At 40.2% G+C, this 17,480-nt stretch carries 11 protein-coding genes; 8 read left to right on the top strand and 3 right to left on the bottom strand.

What is annotated here, in order from left to right:
* The first annotated feature begins 67 nt into the window (after window positions 1-67).
* The 4 genes from R3X28_RS04050 to R3X28_RS04035 are packed head-to-tail and all read left to right on the top strand — an operon-like array spanning window position 68 to window position 4,044.
* Complete coding sequence (locus R3X28_RS04050; protein ID WP_317662593.1) at window positions 68-1,384, top strand: gluconate:H+ symporter; 1,317 nt, start codon at window positions 68-70, stop codon at window positions 1,382-1,384.
* 10 nt (window positions 1,385-1,394) lie between these two features.
* Window positions 1,395-1,862 carry a RidA family protein gene (locus R3X28_RS04045; RefSeq protein WP_317662591.1) on the top strand — a complete coding sequence of 156 codons (468 nt, stop codon included), beginning with the start codon at window positions 1,395-1,397 and terminating at the stop codon, window positions 1,860-1,862.
* A gap of 3 nt (window positions 1,863-1,865) precedes the next feature.
* On the top strand, window positions 1,866-2,978 hold the full coding sequence (locus R3X28_RS04040; RefSeq protein WP_317662589.1) for a D-TA family PLP-dependent enzyme: 1,113 nt from the start codon (window positions 1,866-1,868) through the stop codon (window positions 2,976-2,978).
* Between the two features lies 1 nt (window position 2,979).
* Window positions 2,980-4,044: a dipeptidase gene (locus tag R3X28_RS04035; RefSeq protein WP_317662587.1), complete on the top strand. Its 1,065-nt coding sequence runs from the start codon at window positions 2,980-2,982 to the stop codon at window positions 4,042-4,044.
* A gap of 135 nt (window positions 4,045-4,179) precedes the next feature.
* On the opposite strand, the gene R3X28_RS04030 is transcribed toward R3X28_RS04035, so the two are convergent.
* The 3 genes from R3X28_RS04030 to R3X28_RS04020 form a co-directional block, all read right to left on the bottom strand.
* Entirely contained in the window at window positions 4,180-4,557 is a 378-nt protein-coding gene (locus tag R3X28_RS04030; protein WP_154363009.1) for a HEPN domain-containing protein, read from the bottom strand.
* Window positions 4,558-4,684: 127 nt separating this feature from the next.
* Window positions 4,685-8,215, bottom strand: coding sequence for a pyruvate:ferredoxin (flavodoxin) oxidoreductase (nifJ, locus tag R3X28_RS04025; RefSeq protein ID WP_154363011.1), 3,531 nt, complete (start codon window positions 8,213-8,215; stop codon window positions 4,685-4,687).
* A 362-nt stretch (window positions 8,216-8,577) separates the two neighbouring features.
* On the bottom strand, window positions 8,578-8,928 hold the full coding sequence (locus tag R3X28_RS04020) for a 4Fe-4S dicluster domain-containing protein (RefSeq protein WP_154363013.1): 351 nt from the start codon (window positions 8,926-8,928) through the stop codon (window positions 8,578-8,580).
* 150 nt (window positions 8,929-9,078) lie between these two features.
* On the opposite strand from R3X28_RS04020, the gene R3X28_RS04015 reads away from it, so the two are divergent.
* From R3X28_RS04015 to R3X28_RS04000, 4 genes are all read left to right on the top strand, one after another.
* Window positions 9,079-10,935 (top strand): 2-oxoacid:acceptor oxidoreductase subunit alpha, encoded by a 1,857-nt coding sequence (locus R3X28_RS04015; protein ID WP_154363015.1) that lies wholly within the window; start codon window positions 9,079-9,081, stop codon window positions 10,933-10,935.
* 2 nt (window positions 10,936-10,937) lie between these two features.
* Complete coding sequence (locus R3X28_RS04010) at window positions 10,938-11,948, top strand: 2-oxoacid:ferredoxin oxidoreductase subunit beta (RefSeq protein ID WP_154363017.1); 1,011 nt, start codon at window positions 10,938-10,940, stop codon at window positions 11,946-11,948.
* Window positions 11,949-12,325: 377 nt separating this feature from the next.
* Complete coding sequence (locus tag R3X28_RS04005) at window positions 12,326-15,190, top strand: TIM-barrel domain-containing protein (RefSeq protein ID WP_317662575.1); 2,865 nt, start codon at window positions 12,326-12,328, stop codon at window positions 15,188-15,190.
* A gap of 35 nt (window positions 15,191-15,225) precedes the next feature.
* Window positions 15,226-17,463, top strand: coding sequence for a beta-glucosidase family protein (locus tag R3X28_RS04000; protein WP_317662573.1), 2,238 nt, complete (start codon window positions 15,226-15,228; stop codon window positions 17,461-17,463).
* Window positions 17,464-17,480: the final 17 nt, after the last annotated feature.

The raw sequence follows: 17,480 nt of genomic DNA, 5'->3' as shown, positions 1-17,480 counted from the left end.
TTCATTAGCCCCTTTTTTTTACAAAAAGAGTATATTTAAAGGTTATCTTTTCCTAAAATGACCCTTTATGCCTTTATTCATTGTAATTATCGGAATACTACTTCTCTTTTTACTTATTGCCCAATTTAAACTCAATGCCTTTATTTCATTTGTCATTGTTTCCCTTGTAGTCGGAGTAGCCGAAGGAATGGAATTTCTTTTGGTGTTAGATGCAATTCAAAAGGGAATAGGCAAGACCTTAGGAAGTTTGATCATGATTCTCGGGTTTGGAGCCATGCTAGGAAAATTGGTGGCCGACAGCGGTGCCGCACAACGTATTACAACCCAGTTGGTAGACAAGTTCGGTAAAAAAAACATTCAATGGGCCGTAGTTCTCACAGGGTTCATTGTAGGTATTCCCATGTTTTACACGGTAGGTTTCGTGATTCTCATTCCACTGGTGTTTACGGTAGCGGCAACCACCGGCCTACCCTTAATTTATGTAGGACTTCCCATGTTGGCTTCATTATCGGTTACACATGGCTATTTACCACCGCATCCCGCACCAACAGGAATCGCGGTAATGTTCAATGCGGATATAGGTAAAACATTATTATACGGTTTAATTGTAGCCGTACCAGCAATCATAATAGCAGGCCCCTTATTTTCGAGAACCATAAAAAATATAAAAGCTACGCCGTTACAGGAATTCGTAAATACAAAAGTACTTTCCGATGAAGAAATGCCCAGTACGGCAACTAGCATTATAACTGCCTTATTCCCTGTCATTTTAATAGGAATCGCAGCACTGGCAAACCTGATATTACCCGAAAAAAGCATTTTACTACAAATTACTTCAATTATTGGCAATCCCGTTTTTGCCATGCTTCTTTCAGTTCTACTGGCAATTTTCACCCTCGGTTTGAATCGAGGAAGAACCATGAAAGAAGTTATGGATTCCGTTTCCCATGCAATTGCAGGTATTACCATGGTATTATTGATCATTGCAGGTGCAGGCGGATTAAAAGAGGTATTAATAGATAGCGGCGTAAGTGATTATATAGGAAACTTAATGAAAGGCTCTACTATTTCACCATTGATCTTGGCATGGTTGATAGCAACGGTCATACGTGTCTGTGTAGGTTCTGCCACGGTAGCAGGTTTAACGGCTGCAGGCATTGCAATGCCTCTTTTATCATCTTCCGGTGTTAACCCGGAATTAATGGTATTGGCAATAGGCTCGGGTAGTTTAATGTTGTCCCATGTCAATGATGGGGGATTTTGGTTGTACAAAGAATATTTTAACCTATCGGTTAAAGACACTTTACGCACTTGGACAGTTATGGAAACCACAGTCGGTATTATGGGGCTTGTAGGAGTATTGATATTGAATATATTCATTTAAAAACAATCATATGGATAATTTACCTTCGGAAAGAATAAAGGCTTTAGAATTACAACTTCCACCCGCCCCACCACCAGCGGGTTTATACAAGCCCGTATTAGTAGTTGACAATTTTCTCTACGTTTCTGGTCAAGGTCCTATGCAAATGGATGGTTCCCTGATGACCGGCCGTGTAGGTGATGACCTGAATTTGGGTCAAGGTAAATTGGCCGCAGAACAGGTTGGCCTTACCATGCTTTCCACGATTATTACACATTTCGGTTCTGTTGACAAGATAAAACGGGTAGTCAAAGTTTTGGGAATGGTAAATTCAACGCCGGAATTTAAACAACACCCCCTAGTCATCAATGGTTTTAGCGAACTTATGGCAGACGTTTTCGGTAATGACAAAGGTGTTGGTGTACGCAGCGCAGTGGGAATGATGCTTCCCGGAAATATTCCCGTAGAGATTGAAGCAATGTTCGAAATTCATCAGTGATTTATGCAACGTTTAAAATGGTATGAAATAAATGATACTACCAAGGTGATTTCCCCGTCACTATTGGTATATCCGGATAGGATAAAAAAGAATATTCAGCTCATGCTGAAAATAGCGGGTGGCACGGAATTTCTTCGACCTCATATCAAAACCCATAAAATGGCCGAAATAATCCAAATGCAAATGAAACTGGGTATTTATAAATTTAAATGCGCAACCATTGCCGAGGCCGAATTATTAGCCGACTGCGGGGTACAGGATATACTTTTGGCCATGCAACCGGTAGGGCCGAACATTTCACGTTTTTTTAGCTTGATGGAGACCTATCCAAATTCGAAATTCTCGACATTGGTTGATAATGCAAATACCTTGGATGCATTCATTGTAACGGCAAAATCAAAGAACACCACAATTGATCTTTGGGTAGATATTGACAACGGTATGCATCGCACGGGTATACCTGCCGGACCCATGGCTGAAACCCTTTATGAAAGAATGGTCGGCAGCACCTATATAAACGCAAGAGGACTACACGCCTATGACGGCCATATTTACCAATCTGATTTCGATGAACGAAAAATAGCATGTGATCTAGCTTTCGAACCTGTATCAATATTAAGGATGAAACTGGAAAATAAAGGCTTAGGACCTATTAAAATGGTCATTGGGGGAAGCCCCACTTTTCCTATACATAGCAAAAGGGCAAATATCGAAACATCGCCCGGCACAACATTATTATGGGATGAACGTTATAGTACTATATTAAAAGATATGTATTTTCTTACATCTTCTGTATTGATAACCAGAATCATCAGTAAGCCTGGATCCGACTTACTTTGTTTTGACTTGGGACATAAATCGATTGCTCCCGAAATGTCTTTCCCTAGGTTGAAAATCTTAGGATTGGAAGATTGTCCACAAATAGCCCAGAGCGAAGAGCATTTGGTAGTAAAGTGTAATGATGGTAATAAACACAAAATAGGAGATGTCTTTTACGCTATTCCCATGCATATTTGCCCTACGGTGGCAAAATACCAAAGTGTTTCCACTGTTGAGGACCACAAAATAAGCGGCTCTTGGAAGGTCGTTGCAAGAAACCAAAAATTAACTATCTAGTATGTTCATATTCGATGCCCATTTAGATCTCGCTATGAATGCCATGGAATGGAACAGGGACTTAACATGGTCTGTAGAATCTATACGCACGGGTGAAATAGGAATGTCCGATAAACCGGACCGTAATAAAAACACAGTTTCGTTACGAGCTATGCGAAAAGGGAATATAGGACTTTGTGTTGCTACCCAAATTGCCCGTTTCACGAAAAAAACCAATCCGCTTCCTGGTTGGAAATCCCCACAACAGGCATGGGCACAGACCCAAGGACAATTGGCATGGTATAACACCATGGAAGATTTAGGGGAAATGGTTCAAATTCTTAATTATGAGCAATTAAATGCCCATTTGGAGCTTTGGAGCACTTCCCAAGAAAAGAAACCTATTGGTTACATTTTAAGTTTGGAAGGTGCCGATTCAATCATAACAATGGACTACTTGGAGAAATCCTATGAACAGGGATTACGAGCCATTGGTCCCGCCCATTATGGTCCTGGCACTTATGCCCAAGGCACGAATGGCACAGGCGGATTGGGGCCCAAAGGAAAGGAACTCTTAAGGGAAATAGAGCGTTTAGGACTAATTTTGGATATGAGCCACCTCAACGACACGTCTTTTTGGGAAACCATGAGGTTTTATAACGGACCTATGTGGGCCAGCCATACCAACTGCCGTACTTTGGTGGACCATAATAGACAGTTCTCAGACGAACAGATCAAGGAATTAATCAATAGAGATGCCGTAATAGGGATGGCCATGGATGCTTGGATGTTGGCATCTAATTGGATCAGGGGTATGTCATCGCCTGGTGGTCTTGGGGTTACCCTTCATACTGTAATAGACCATATTGATCATATTTGCCAATTGGCCGGGAACTCCGATCATGTGGGTATAGGTACTGACTTGGACGGTGGTTTTGGAACGGAACAATGTCCTTCAGATATCGATACTATTTCCGACTTACAAAAAATTCCTAAAATGCTTCAAAAAAGAGGGTATTCTCCTAGGGATATTGAAAACATAATGCACAAAAATTTCTTGCAGTTCTTACAAAAAACTTGGAAGTAAATAACTTCTTGCCAATAAATAAAAATGTCCTGTCGAGCTCAGTAGAAATCCATGATTACCATTGTAATCGGATTTAGGGGGTATCTACTGTACGCGCCAAGACATTATTAAAGCAATATTAATAACACAACTGTTCTAGCTTATGATTTTCTCGCGCCTTAAAAAGGTATCCAAACTATCGGCAATATCAAAGCATCTACTAAAACGTGTGCTTTCATTACAGAATCTGGATTCGTCTTTGTGCGCATTGCACTCAAAACCTGTCAAGTGTACTTCTGAAAAATGATCATTGATTATCTTACATTGTTCATAAAGACTATCTATTGAATCTTTTGAACTTGACTCAATCCCATTTTCAAGAAGAAAACCCCTTAAATAGTTTGAAATAGCACTTTGTGCATTGCTACATACCAATTGAGCGACCACATCTTCCTCTGGTCTGCACAACTCAAAATTGGCTTCTTTAAGCTTAAGTACCGCTTCCTCGTACAGCTTTTTGGCTTTTTCTTCCATTATTGATACGATTTTTATAGTTAAACTTTTGAACTTTGTTCCATACATCCTGAACCTTTTACAACCCAGAATGTATGGTTTCAAAAAACAAAGTCAATCTTCAGATAATTTCACTTCCTATTTAGGATTACATTCCTCTATAAAGCTCCAATTTCTCCCATCTAGAGTCTACTTCTTCCTGTGCCTGTTTAAGGAGTTTAGCCCCTAGTTCGGCATTTTCCTTAGCAACTCTTGAGAAACGGGTTTCCATGTACATGAACTCTTCTAAAGGTGCAGATGGTGCTTTGGAATCCAATCTAAATTTCTTGCCTTTTGGTTTGGCAGGGTCAAATCTAAATAATGGCCAGTAACCGGTTTCAACGGCTTTTTCCTGATGCATGGCCCCATCCCTTAGATTGTAACCATGGTCACCACAATGGGAATAAGCAATGATCAATGAAGGACCATCATAGGCTTCTGCTTCTTCAATGGCTTTCAGTGTTTGCAAATCCTTAGCCCCGATAGCTATTTGGGCAACATATACATTTTCATAGGAAACAGCCTGTAAGGCCAAGCTTTTCTTACTTGTACGTTTACCAGCAACAGCGAATTTAGCACTTGCACCTAATGGTGTGGATTTAGACATTTGACCACCTGTATTGGAATAGATTTCTGTATCCAATACCATTATATTGATATTTTCACCAGATGCCAATACATGGTCTACACCACCATAACCTATATCATAGGCCCATCCATCACCACCTAGGATCCAAACTGACTTCTTACGTAGGTATTCGGTCAATTGTGATAGCTTTTTCGCTTCAGGTGTATTGATAGTTGCCAACTTTTCTTTTAGCTTTTTAAGGTTCAAAAAGTTTTCTTCTTTTTCAGCTTCCGTTTTTTCAGGATTGTTCAAAATGGCATCTACCAATTCGGTACCGACCTCTGCTTCCAAACCTTTTAAAAGACCAGCGGAAATCTCTTGTTTTTTAGATAATGCCAATTTCATACCTAAACCGTATTCGGCGTTATCCTCAAACAATGAGTTGGCCCAAGCCGGTCCTCTACCGAACTTGTTCTTTTTATATGGTGTAGTTGGTAAATTACCTCCATAAATAGAAGAACAACCCGTAGCGTTGGCGATTAAAATACTATCACCATATAATTGGGTCAATAATTTTATATATGGTGTTTCACCACAACCTGAACAGGCTCCCGAGAATTCGAACAAAGGTTCTAAGAACTGTGATCCTTTTACATTGGTCAACTGCAATTCTGTTCTATCATAATCGGGAAGGTCGATAAAGAAATCCCAATTTGGATCTTCCACAGCTTCAACGGCAAGTTTTTCATGCATATTGATGGCTTTGAAATCTGGATCTTCTTTACTGACAGCAGGACAAACAGCAACACAAAGATCACAACCTGTACAATCCTGTGCGGATACTTGTAATACATAAGATTCTTCTGCACCATTGAAAGGCCTACCTTTTGCAGGGACGGATTTTAAAGTTGAAGGGGCTCCTTCCAATTCTTCATTGGAAACCACCTTCGCGCGAATTGCGGCATGTGGACAAATGGCCACACACTTATTACATTGTGTACAAATATCTTCGCCGTCCCAAACCGGAACATTGATCGCAATACCACGTTTTTCAAATTGGGTTGTTCCTGTTGGGAACGTACCATCAACAGGGAACGCACTTACAGGAAGTTCATCTCCGTTACCTGCCAATATTTTCCCAAGTACTTCTTTCACAAATGGATCGGCATCACCGGTCATCATTGGTTTAAGTTCGGTATCACTTGTAATTTGTTTAGGATAATCTACCTTTTGAAGGTTTTCCAATGATTTATCCACTGCATTAAAGTTCATCTGAACCACGGCATCTCCTTTCTTGGAGTAAGATTTAACAATGGCCTCTTTTATTTTGGCGATTGCCTCATCTTTTGGAAGTACACCTGAAATAGCGAAGAAACATGTTTGTAAGACCGTATTGGTTCGTTTACCAAGATTGGCTTCTTGTGCTACTTTTGTGGCATCGATTACATAAAAATCCAATTCATTTTCAACGATTTGCTCTTGCATTTTTTTAGGAAGAACATCCCAAATGGCATCTTTATCGAAAGGAGAGTTCAAAAGGAAGGTTCCTCCTTTTTTAACACTCTTTAAAATGTCATATTTTTCAATGAAGTTAAATTGATGACAAGCGATGAAGTTGGCTTTGTGGATTAAATATGAAGAATAAATGGGCTCAGGACCAAAACGTAAATGCGAAACGGTCTGTGCCCCGGCTTTTTTAGAGTCATATACAAAGTATCCCTGTACATAATTATCCGTTGTTTCACCGATAATCTTGATCGAGTTTTTGTTTGCGCCTACCGTACCATCGGAACCTAATCCGTAGAACATGCAGTTAAAGGTATTTTTAACTGTTTGCAATCTACCACCCAATGGAAGACTTTTGAAAGAAACATCATCATTGATACCAACCGTAAAGTGATTTAATGGTTGTTTTCTGTCTAACTCATCATAAACAGATTTTACCATTGCTGGATCAAACTCTTTTGAAGACAAGCCGTAACGGCCACCTATAATCTGTGGCATTTCCCTTTCACTTTCCATAAATGCGGTAACAACATCCTGGTAAAGTGGCTCACCTAAACTACCTGGCTCTTTGGTCCTATCTAAAACAGCGACTTTGGTAACGGTTTCTGGTAATGCATCAACAAAATGACTTATAGAGAATGGTCTGAATAAACGTACGATAATGGCACCTACTTTTTCACCATTTTTAACCATGGTATCAACAGCTTCCATGACAGGGCCTTGACCAGAACCCATGATTACAATAACCTTTTCTGCTTCAGGATGGCCTACATAATAGAACAAGCTGTATTTACGTCCAGTATGTTCGTAAAACTCATCCATTGTTTTCTCGACTATACCAGGAACTTTATCATAATAAAGGTTGGCAGCTTCCCTTGCTTGGAAGAATACATCAGGGTTTTGTGACGTACCTCTTAATACGGGATTATCTGGATCCAACGAACGTTTTTTGTGAGCCATTATTTCATCTTCCGGCATCATGGCCTTAATGGTCTCATCAGAAATTGAATCGATTTTGGAAATCTCATGAGAAGTCCTGAATCCATCAAAAATATTCATGAAAGGAATCCTTGATTTTAAAGTAGCTACTTGTGAAATCAAGGCCATATCCTGGGCTTCTTGCACCGAACCCCCGAACAACATGGCAAATCCTGTTTGCCTCGCGGCCATTACATCTGAATGGTCCCCGAAAATGGACAATGCATGGGTGGCAATGGTTCTCGCCGCAACATGAATTACAGAGGGCAATAATTCCCCTGCCATTTTATACATATTAGGTATCATTAGCAGCAACCCTTGGGAAGCCGTGAACGTTGTTGTCAAAGCACCTGCTTGCAAAGAGCCGTGTACTGCCCCGGAGGCGCCCCCTTCACTTTGCATTTCAACAATCCTGGGAACATTATCCCATATGTTCTTCAGTCCTTTAGAGCTATACACATCAACATGCTCGCCCATTGGCGACGCAGGAGTGATGGGATAAATGGCACAAACCTCATTGGTCTTATGCGCCACTCTTGCAACCGCTTCATTTGCGTCACAAATTAACTTTTTGGATTTTTTTTCCATGATGATAATCGCTTGTTTTTAAGATACCTGAACAAATTTGGGAAAAGAACCCTGCATAAAAGAAGTCGCGAATTGCCGAGGTATCGGATTTAAATATGGATAAAGCTAAAAAGACTTCAACGGCCAGACTATGACATTTGTCAGGTTAACGGTTTAAGGAACTAAAGAAAAAACAAGAGAAAAAAAAGAATAAAGAAGAAAAATAACGGTCCTTATAATAACATAATGAAAGACCTCTCCGTTTTTCGGCTTTGAAGAATGGTTGCCAAAATATGAAAACGGATATTTAAGACATAAACCGACAGGGGCACCTCATAACTGAAATACCCCTGTCAGTTTTAAAACATTTGAAGAGGAATTTGTTATTCCCCGTGTAGCCAAGCCTTTTTAGCTAGCAAGGCATCTTCTGTCTCGACATGGTTCTCATCAGGAACACAACAGTCAACAGGACAAACTGAAGCACATTGCGGCTCATCATGAAATCCTTTACACTCGGTACACTTGTCGGCAACGATAAAATAGAATTCATCTGAAATAGGTTCGTTTTCCTCATCAGCATCAACCTCCCTACCATCGGGGGTTGTTACCGTGCCACTTAATTCAGTTTCATCAGAATAGCTCCATTCTTGATCTGGTTCATAAATCGCATTGTTGGGACACTCAGAAATACAAGCATCACAATTAATGCATTCATCTGTAATTATTATAGCCATTTTGCTTAATTTTATTTAGGTAACGAAGTTATCATATAGACCATCATATTTTAATGATAAATATCATATTTCGAAACTTAAGGTGAATTAAATTTTAGTCCCTAAATTTACCGAAAAATAATAGAACTCTTCCTAGAAAAATAAAATCTTATGATTACAGCTATAGAAAAGAAAAAGCAAAAAGTTTTAGAAGCCGTAGTTATCCGTTTTGTTGGTGATTCTGGAGACGGTATGCAGTTGACCGGTACCCAATTCTCAGATACCTCCGCAATGTTCGGTAATGATGTATCTACATTTCCGAATTATCCTGCTGAAATCAGGGCCCCTCAAGGTAGCTTATACGGCGTTTCAGGTTTTCAGGTACATATTGGCAGTGTTGAGGTCAACACCCCTGGCGACAATGTAGATTTACTCGTTGCTATGAACCCTGCAGGCCTTAAAACAAATCTACATGCCTTAAAACCGGGTCATACGGTTATTGTGGATACGGATTCCTTCACGAAAAAAAACTTGGAGAAGGCCCTTTACGAAAACAATCCTCTAGAAGATGGCAGTCTGGCAAACTATAGGGTAATTGAAGTTGCCATGTCTTCATTGACAAAAGAGGCCTTGAAGGAAGTGGATGGACTGGACAATAAAGCCATTACCCGTAGCAAGAATATGTTCGCCTTGGGAATGGTTTATTGGATGTACGGTAGATCTAGGGAACATACTATAGACTTCTTTAATACAAAATTTAAAAAGAAACCTCAGCTCATTGAGGCCAATACCAAGGTCTTGAATGCAGGCTTCTATTTTGCCGAAACTTTGGAATTGATTCCAAACGCATATACCATAGCCCCTGCCAAAATGAGGCCTGGCACCTATAGGATCATTATGGGAAACAAAGCCACTGCATGGGGATTTTTAGCGGCTGCGGAAAAATCCGGACTGGAATTGTTCTTGGGTTCATATCCCATTACGCCCGCATCAGACATTTTACACGAATTGGTAAAACACAAACACTTTGGGGTAAAGACCTTACAGGCCGAAGACGAAATTGCGGGCATAAGCTCTGCAATTGGAGCTTCTTTTGCCGGTGATTTGGCCATAACAACTACTTCTGGTCCCGGATTGGCCCTAAAGGCTGAGGCCTTAGGACTCGCCATGATGATAGAATTGCCTTTGGTCATAGTAGATGTACAACGTGGTGGACCTTCTACAGGTCTACCGACAAAAACGGAACAGTCGGACTTATTACAGGCCATGTACGGAAGAAACGGAGAGAGCCCGATTATAGTTATTGCGGCAAGTACCCCGGCCAACTGTTTCGAGTATGCCTATGAAGCAGCTAAACTTACCTTGGAACATATGACACCGGTTCTACTCTTGACCGATGGTTATATTGCCAATGGATCGGCCCCATGGAAAATACAATCCGTTACCAATATGCCGGAAATAAACAACAACCTTATCAAAGAGGCCAGTGAAAATTGGCATCCATATGACCGTGATGAAGAAAGTTTGGCAAGAAATTGGGCCATTCCCGGCACATCAGGATTGGAGCACAGGGTCGGAGGATTGGAAAAAGACCGTGTTTCGGGCAACGTATCTTACGTTCCAGAGAACCACGAATACATGACAAAAATACGAGCCGAAAAGGTGAAAAGGGTACAAAACTATATTCCGGATATTACAACGGAATTTACTGATGAAGGCGATCTTCTGGTTGTAGGCTGGGGAGGAACCTACGGTAGTTTACATTCCGCTGTGAAGGAATTGAACGAAGACGGGTATAACACTATCGGACTCGCTCATTTCAACTATATTAACCCCTTACCGAAAAACACCAATGAGGTCTTAAAAAAATTCAAGAAAATAATCGTCTGCGAACTCAACAGCGGACAATTCGTAAATGTATTGAAAATCAATTGCAGTGAATTCGACTTCCTACAATTCAACAAAATACAAGGCCTACCATTCGCAAATAATGAATTGGTAGAAAAGTTTAAATCTTTAGTGAAATAAATATGGAAACAGCAGTAAAAGAATATACATATAAAGATTTTGCAAGTGATCAGGAAGTAAGATGGTGCCCTGGTTGTGATGACTACGTCATTTTACGATCCATGCAGAAGGCACTTCCTGAAATGGGGGTAAAAAAAGAAGATGTCGTATTTATTTCAGGAATTGGGTGTTCTTCCCGTTTCCCTTATTATATGGATACTTATGGCATGCATAGTATTCATGGTAGGGCCCCGGCCATTGCAACAGGTGTAAAATTGACCAATCCCGAATTAAGCGTTTGGGTCATTACAGGTGATGGGGATTCCATGGCCATTGGCGGCAACCATTTCATACATGTATTAAGAAGGAATATTGACCTAAACATCGTTTTGTTCAACAATGAGATTTACGGACTTACAAAAGGACAATTCTCCCCGACCTCATTAGTGGGTCAAAAAACGAAATCATCACCTTACGGAAACACACAACCCCCGTTTTCCGCTGGGGAACTGGCCTTAGGGGCACAAGCTCGATTTTTCGGAAGAATATCCGGGAACACCCCTAAAGAAATGACCCAGATTTTTATCGATGCCGAAAAGTTCAAAGGTACCTCCCTGATTGAAGTACTTCAGAATTGCCCAATATTCAATGATGGGGCATATGCTAAATATACCGATAAGGCGATTCGCGCCGACCGAACCCTATTTGTAGAACATGGCCAACCCATGATTTTCGGAAAAGACCGGGATAAAGGACTTGTTCTTAACGGTTTGAAATTAGAGGTTGTGACCATTGGTGAAAACGGAATATCCGAAGCTGATTTACTGGTACACGATGCCAAGGAACAAGACCCAACGTTACATCAAATGTTGGTACGTATGGAATACCCTTTGGTTACAGGTATCATAAGGGCTTTTGATGACGTTACTTTGGAAGAAAGGGAAGATGCCCTTACCGCACAGGTGAAAAAGGATTCGAACTTCAAAAAAACCGATGACTTATTTTTCTCAGGAGATATTTACAATGTTTTTTAAGTAGTAACATTAGATTATAAAAATCGGACAACCTCAATAAAATATTCCCGTTCATGGGAATATTTTATTGAGGTTTTTTTTGTTCAACATAATTATTTCAACTTCACTGCCCTTAAAAGGCAAAAAATACGATATCACCGTTTTCATACATTCCTCCTAATTGGCCATTACCATATTATGGTTTCAACATCTCTTGCATGGGTCTAATTTTCATAAGACCTGTTCCTAAAACCAATGAACACTATTTCAACATTCTACCTAAATACCCATGAATAGAGCCGATTAATGAGTAAATTTACACCAAGTATATTTCACTTTTATCGCGCGGAAAATTGCTCCACGGAATATTCTGAATGAACCATAAACCAACCAATACTATGAAGAGAACTACAATCTACCAAGCACTTCTTGTTGTATTACTGTTCGTATCATGTTCTCCAAAACAGTATGAAAAAACCGCAAATGGCATAGTTCTGGAATTTGACCAAAATGATGATACGGAAACAAAAAAACTACTTGTCAGTGTTCTAGGTGAAGAATTGATTCATGTATCCGCCTCGCCTGAAAAAGAATTCCCCAAGGATTCCAGTTTAATCATTGTCCCGAAAAATTCACCAGTGCCTTTTACCGTTGATGAGCAAGGGGACTCCATACTTTTGGCCACCAAAATATTGAATGTTCTGATTTCAAAAATAAATGGTGGTATAAAATTCAAGGATAAAGATGGGAATCTCATTCTATCGGAAAAAGCTGGTGGTGGAAAAACATTCATTCCCATAGAGGTTGAAGGAACAAAAGGATTTACAACTCGTCAAATTTTTGACTCACCAGAGAATGAGTCTTTCTATGGTTTAGGGCAACATCAATCAGATGAGTTTAATTACAAAGGGAAAAGTGAGGAATTATATCAATACAACACTAAGGTTTCGGTCCCCTTTATCGTTTCAAACAAAAATTATGGTTTATTATGGGACAGTTATTCTCTAAGTAGATTTGGAGACAGCCGACCTTATCAACAGTTAGGTGCCATTTTCAAATTATATGATAAAAATGGTGAGCCCGATTATTTAACGGGGACATATACCTCCAGCGATAATAACACACAAACTTTGGTGCGTAAAGAGCCTTCCATTTTCTTTGAGGATATAAAAAGCATTAAAAATTTGCCCCAAGATTTCCCGTTAAAAAATGCCCATATAACTTATGAGGGTGAAATTGAGGCTCCGGAAACCGGAGAATTTAAATTCATTTTATACTATGCCGGATATACCAAGGTATATCTCAACAATGAATTGGTAGTACCGGAACGATGGCGCACCGCATGGAACCCGAATAGCTATAAATTTTCATTCAATATGGATGCCGGCAAACGAGTGCCGATCCGAATCGAATGGAAACCTGACGGGGGAACATCGTATTGTGGATTGCGGGTTAGAAAACCACAACCCCCCAATGAAAAGAACAATCAGGTTTGGTGGAGCGAAATGGATAAAAAATTGGACTATTATTTCGTACATGGAAATTCTATGGACGAAGTAATCAAAGGTTACCGCACACTAACCGGAAAATCACAGATAATGCCCAAATGGGCCATGGGATACTGGCAAAGTCGGGAACGTTACAACACCCAAGATGAAATTTTGGGAGCCCTTAAAGGTTTTAGAGATAGAAAAATTCCAATTGACAATATAGTTCTAGACTGGAACCACTGGGAAGAAGACCAATGGGGCAGTCATGAGTTCGACAAAAACAGATTCCCCGATCCTAAAAAAATGGTTGATTCCATTCATGCCATGAACGCAAAGATGATGATTTCCGTTTGGCCTAAATTCTATCAAAATACCGAGCATTTCAAAGAATTCGATAAAAAGGGCTGGATGTACCAACTAGCCATAAAAGATAGTATTCGGGATTGGGTGGGCCCTGGTTATATAGGGTCGTTTTATGACCCCTATGCCCCTGGGGCCAGAAAATTGTTCTGGGAACAGATTTATGAGCATTATTACCCCTTGGGCATAGATGCTTGGTGGATGGATGCCAGTGAACCCAACGTTCGTGATTGCACCGATATGGAATACCGAAAAGCACTGTGCGGACCAACAGCCTTAGGACCTTCTACGGAGTATTTCAATACATATGCCCTCATGAATGCCGAAGCAATATATAAGGGTCAGCGCAATGTAGCTCCCAATAAAAGGGTCCTTTTATTGACCAGATCGGGATTTGCAGGCTTACAACGTTATTCCACAGCTACCTGGAGCGGAGATATAGGTACGCGTTGGGAAGATATGAAAGCCCAGATATCCGCAGGTCTTAATTTTGCTGTCAGTGGTATCCCGTATTGGACCATGGACATTGGTGGTTTCTGTGTTGAAGACCGCTACGTAAGCGCCCAAAAACAATATGATGAAAATGGCAAGGAAAATGCAGATTATAAAGAATGGCGCGAATTGAATACACGTTGGAACCAATTTGGGGCCTTTGCCCCGTTGTATAGGTCGCACGGTCAATTCCCTTTTCGGGAACCATGGCATATTGCCCCAGAAGGTCACCCAGCATACGAATCCATGTTGTATTATACCAATTTAAGATACAGGCTAATGCCCTACATCTACACTTTGGCAGGAATGACCCATTTTAATGATTATACCATAATAAGGCCTTTGGTAATGGATTTTCCTTTGGACAAAAAAGTAGAGCATATAAGTGACCAATTTTTATTTGGCCCATCGATTATGGTAAGCCCTGTTTATGAATATGAAGCCCGTAATCGCGATATTTATTTCCCTCTAGGTTCAGACTGGTATGATCTTTATACTGGTGAGGCCATACGCGGAGGCCAAACCCTGAATGTAGATGCCCCATATGATCGTATTCCGTTGTATATAAGCTCAGGATCCATTATTCCTGTAGGTCCGGAAATTCAGTACACCGATGAAAAACCTGCTGACACGTTGATCATTTACGTTTATAAAGGCAAGGATGGTAAATTTACTTTATATGAGGACGAAGGTGTCAATTATAATTATGAAAAAGGTAAATATTCAAAAATCGAATTTAGATACAACGAGAATAAAGGAACACTATCCATAGGAAAAAGACAAGGAACATTTGACGGTATGCTAAAGCAACGAAAATTTATATTTGTCACTGTGGATAAAGACCATCCAAAATCTTTTATAAATAACACTGAAGGTAATACCATCGAGTATGATGGAACGGCACAAAGCCTTAAATTATAATCAAAGCAATTATCAACACTAACAATATTTAAACAATGAGAGTAAATTTGATCGTTTTTTCACTGGCAACACTAATATTATGTAACACTTCATGTAAAGATGCAACAAAGCTAACCAAGGATGTAAAAACCGAAAAAACACTATTCCCAAGCAAAGAAATCTCCTTGGACAACGAAACGAAAATTGACGCTCTCATTGCCGAAATGACTTTGGAAGAAAAGGCGGGAATGCTGCATGGGAGCAGCAAATTCGCCACAGAGGGTGTAGAGCGTTTGGGTATCCCAAAAATGAATATGACAGATGGCCCCTTGGGCATTCGCGAAGAAATATCAAAAGATAGCTGGGCACCTGCAGGCTGGGACAATGACTTCGCCACCTATTATCCTGCAGCAGGCAGTGTTGCCGCAACTTGGAATCCTGAACTGTCTTACAAATTCGGGAACAGTGTTGGGCAAGAAGCCCGGGCCAGAGACAAAGACGTACTACTTTCACCAGCGATCAACATTATCCGAACACCACTAGGAGGGCGCACCTATGAATATTTTACCGAAGACCCTTTTTTAAATAAAAAGCTAGCTGTTCCTTTTATTGTAGGTATACAGGATAATGATGTTATGGCCTGTGTAAAGCACTTTGCGGTAAACAACCAAGAAACCAACCGCGATTTTGTCGATGTGAATACCGATGAACGCACTTTACGTGAAATTTACCTCCCTGCATTTAAGGCCTCTGTTCAAGAAGCCAATGCCTATAGCGTAATGGGAGCCTATAACAAGTTCCGTGGGGATTTTCTTTGCGAGAACGATTATATGCAGAATAAAATCCTAAGGGATGAATGGGGTTTTAAAGGAATCGTGATTTCCGATTGGTCCGCCGTTCATTCCACCGTAAAAACGTTAGTTAACGGTTTAGATATTGAAATGGGAACCCGTAAACCGGCCAATGAGTTTTTCTTGGCAGATAAGTTAATTGCAGCGGTAAAGGACGGGGAAATTTCCGAAGAAGAAATAGACAAACATATTCGAAGAATCTTAAGGGTCCTTTTCCAAGTTAAGGCCATAGACGGCACCGATAGAACAGAAGGAAGTTTGGCCACGGAAGAGCACTACAAAGATGCCTACGACATTGCCGAAGAATCCATTGTATTGTTAAAGAACGAAAAAAACTTATTGCCCTTGCAATTAGAAGGAATCAATTCAATTGCCGTAATAGGCAATAATGCTACTAAAAAGAATGCCTTGGGCGGTTATGGTGCCGGAGTTAAAACAAAACGTGAAGTAACCCCATTAGACGGACTCAAAAATAGACTACCTGAAAATATCAAGATAAATTATGCCGAAGGGTATTTGGAAAGATATTCCAAGAACGATAATGACCAAAAGATAGAAGTTACACTGAACACCCCAACTACCATTACCGAATTGGATCCAGAGAAACTTAAGGAAGCATTGGAAGCAGCTAAAAAGTCGGATTTGGCCATTATCTTTGCGGGATCCAACCGAGATTATGAAACGGAAGCCTCTGACCGTAAAGACCTTTCCCTTCCTTTTGGACAGGAAGAATTAATACAAAAAGTACTGGCGGTTAATCCTAATACTATCGTGGTAATGATAGGTGGTGCCCCTTTTGACCTTAATACAATCAAAGAGAAATCATCATCACTTATCTGGAGTTGGTTCAATGGCTCTGAAGGAGGCAATGCTTTAGCCGATGTTATTTTAGGTAAAGTAAATCCTTCCGGTAAATTACCTTGGACCATGCCCAAAAGAATCGAAGATTCCCCTGCTCATGCCACAAATAGTTTTCCAGGTGATGAGTCGGTTACCTATGAAGAAGGGATAATGGTAGGCTACCGTTGGTTCGATACTAAAAATATTGAACCATTATACCCCTTTGGTTTTGGTCTTTCCTATACTGATTTCATGTTTTCCAATATTTCGACCAACAAGGAATCTTATTCAGAGGATGAGGACATCCAAATACATTTTACGATCAAAAACATCGGGGACCGCGACGGGAAAGAAGTTGCCCAAGTTTATGTTTCGCACCCAGGATCATCTATTGAGAAGGCTGCCAAAGAATTGAAAGGATTCAAAAAAGTCTTTATAAAAAGCGGTGCAACCCAAAATGCCATAATAAGCATTCCCGTTAAGGAATTGGCCTATTACCAAGTATCGACAAAAAAATGGGTTGTGGAAAAAGGAACGTATATCTTGAAAATCGGAAACTCATCTAGAAATATTCTAGGGGAAGTTTCAATCAAAATAAACTAGAAAAGTCAAGTTATGTA

Origin of the sequence: Maribacter sp. TH_r10, from assembly GCF_033101095.1 — a bacterium.
Taxonomy (GTDB): Bacteria; Bacteroidota; Bacteroidia; order Flavobacteriales; family Flavobacteriaceae; genus Maribacter_A; species Maribacter_A luteus.
Note: the sequence above shows the minus strand (reverse complement) of the source record. Positions and strands in the feature narration are given on the sequence as shown.

Bases quoted from the DNA above. Each gene is read 5' to 3' on its own strand.
- nifJ (WP_154363011.1), bottom strand. From the start codon at position 8,215: ATGGAAAAAAAATCCAAAAAGTTAATTTGTGACGCAAATGAAGCGGTT.
- R3X28_RS04015 (WP_154363015.1), top strand. From the start codon at position 9,079: ATGATTACAGCTATAGAAAAGAAAAAGCAAAAAGTTTTAGAAGCCGTA.
- R3X28_RS04050 (WP_317662593.1), top strand. From the start codon at position 68: ATGCCTTTATTCATTGTAATTATCGGAATACTACTTCTCTTTTTACTT.
- R3X28_RS04005 (WP_317662575.1), top strand. From the start codon at position 12,326: ATGAAGAGAACTACAATCTACCAAGCACTTCTTGTTGTATTACTGTTC.
- R3X28_RS04035 (WP_317662587.1), top strand. From the start codon at position 2,980: ATGTTCATATTCGATGCCCATTTAGATCTCGCTATGAATGCCATGGAA.
- R3X28_RS04020 (WP_154363013.1), bottom strand. From the start codon at position 8,928: ATGGCTATAATAATTACAGATGAATGCATTAATTGTGATGCTTGTATT.
- R3X28_RS04030 (WP_154363009.1), bottom strand. From the start codon at position 4,557: ATGGAAGAAAAAGCCAAAAAGCTGTACGAGGAAGCGGTACTTAAGCTT.
- R3X28_RS04040 (WP_317662589.1), top strand. From the start codon at position 1,866: ATGCAACGTTTAAAATGGTATGAAATAAATGATACTACCAAGGTGATT.
- R3X28_RS04045 (WP_317662591.1), top strand. From the start codon at position 1,395: ATGGATAATTTACCTTCGGAAAGAATAAAGGCTTTAGAATTACAACTT.
- R3X28_RS04010 (WP_154363017.1), top strand. From the start codon at position 10,938: ATGGAAACAGCAGTAAAAGAATATACATATAAAGATTTTGCAAGTGAT.
- R3X28_RS04000 (WP_317662573.1), top strand. From the start codon at position 15,226: ATGAGAGTAAATTTGATCGTTTTTTCACTGGCAACACTAATATTATGT.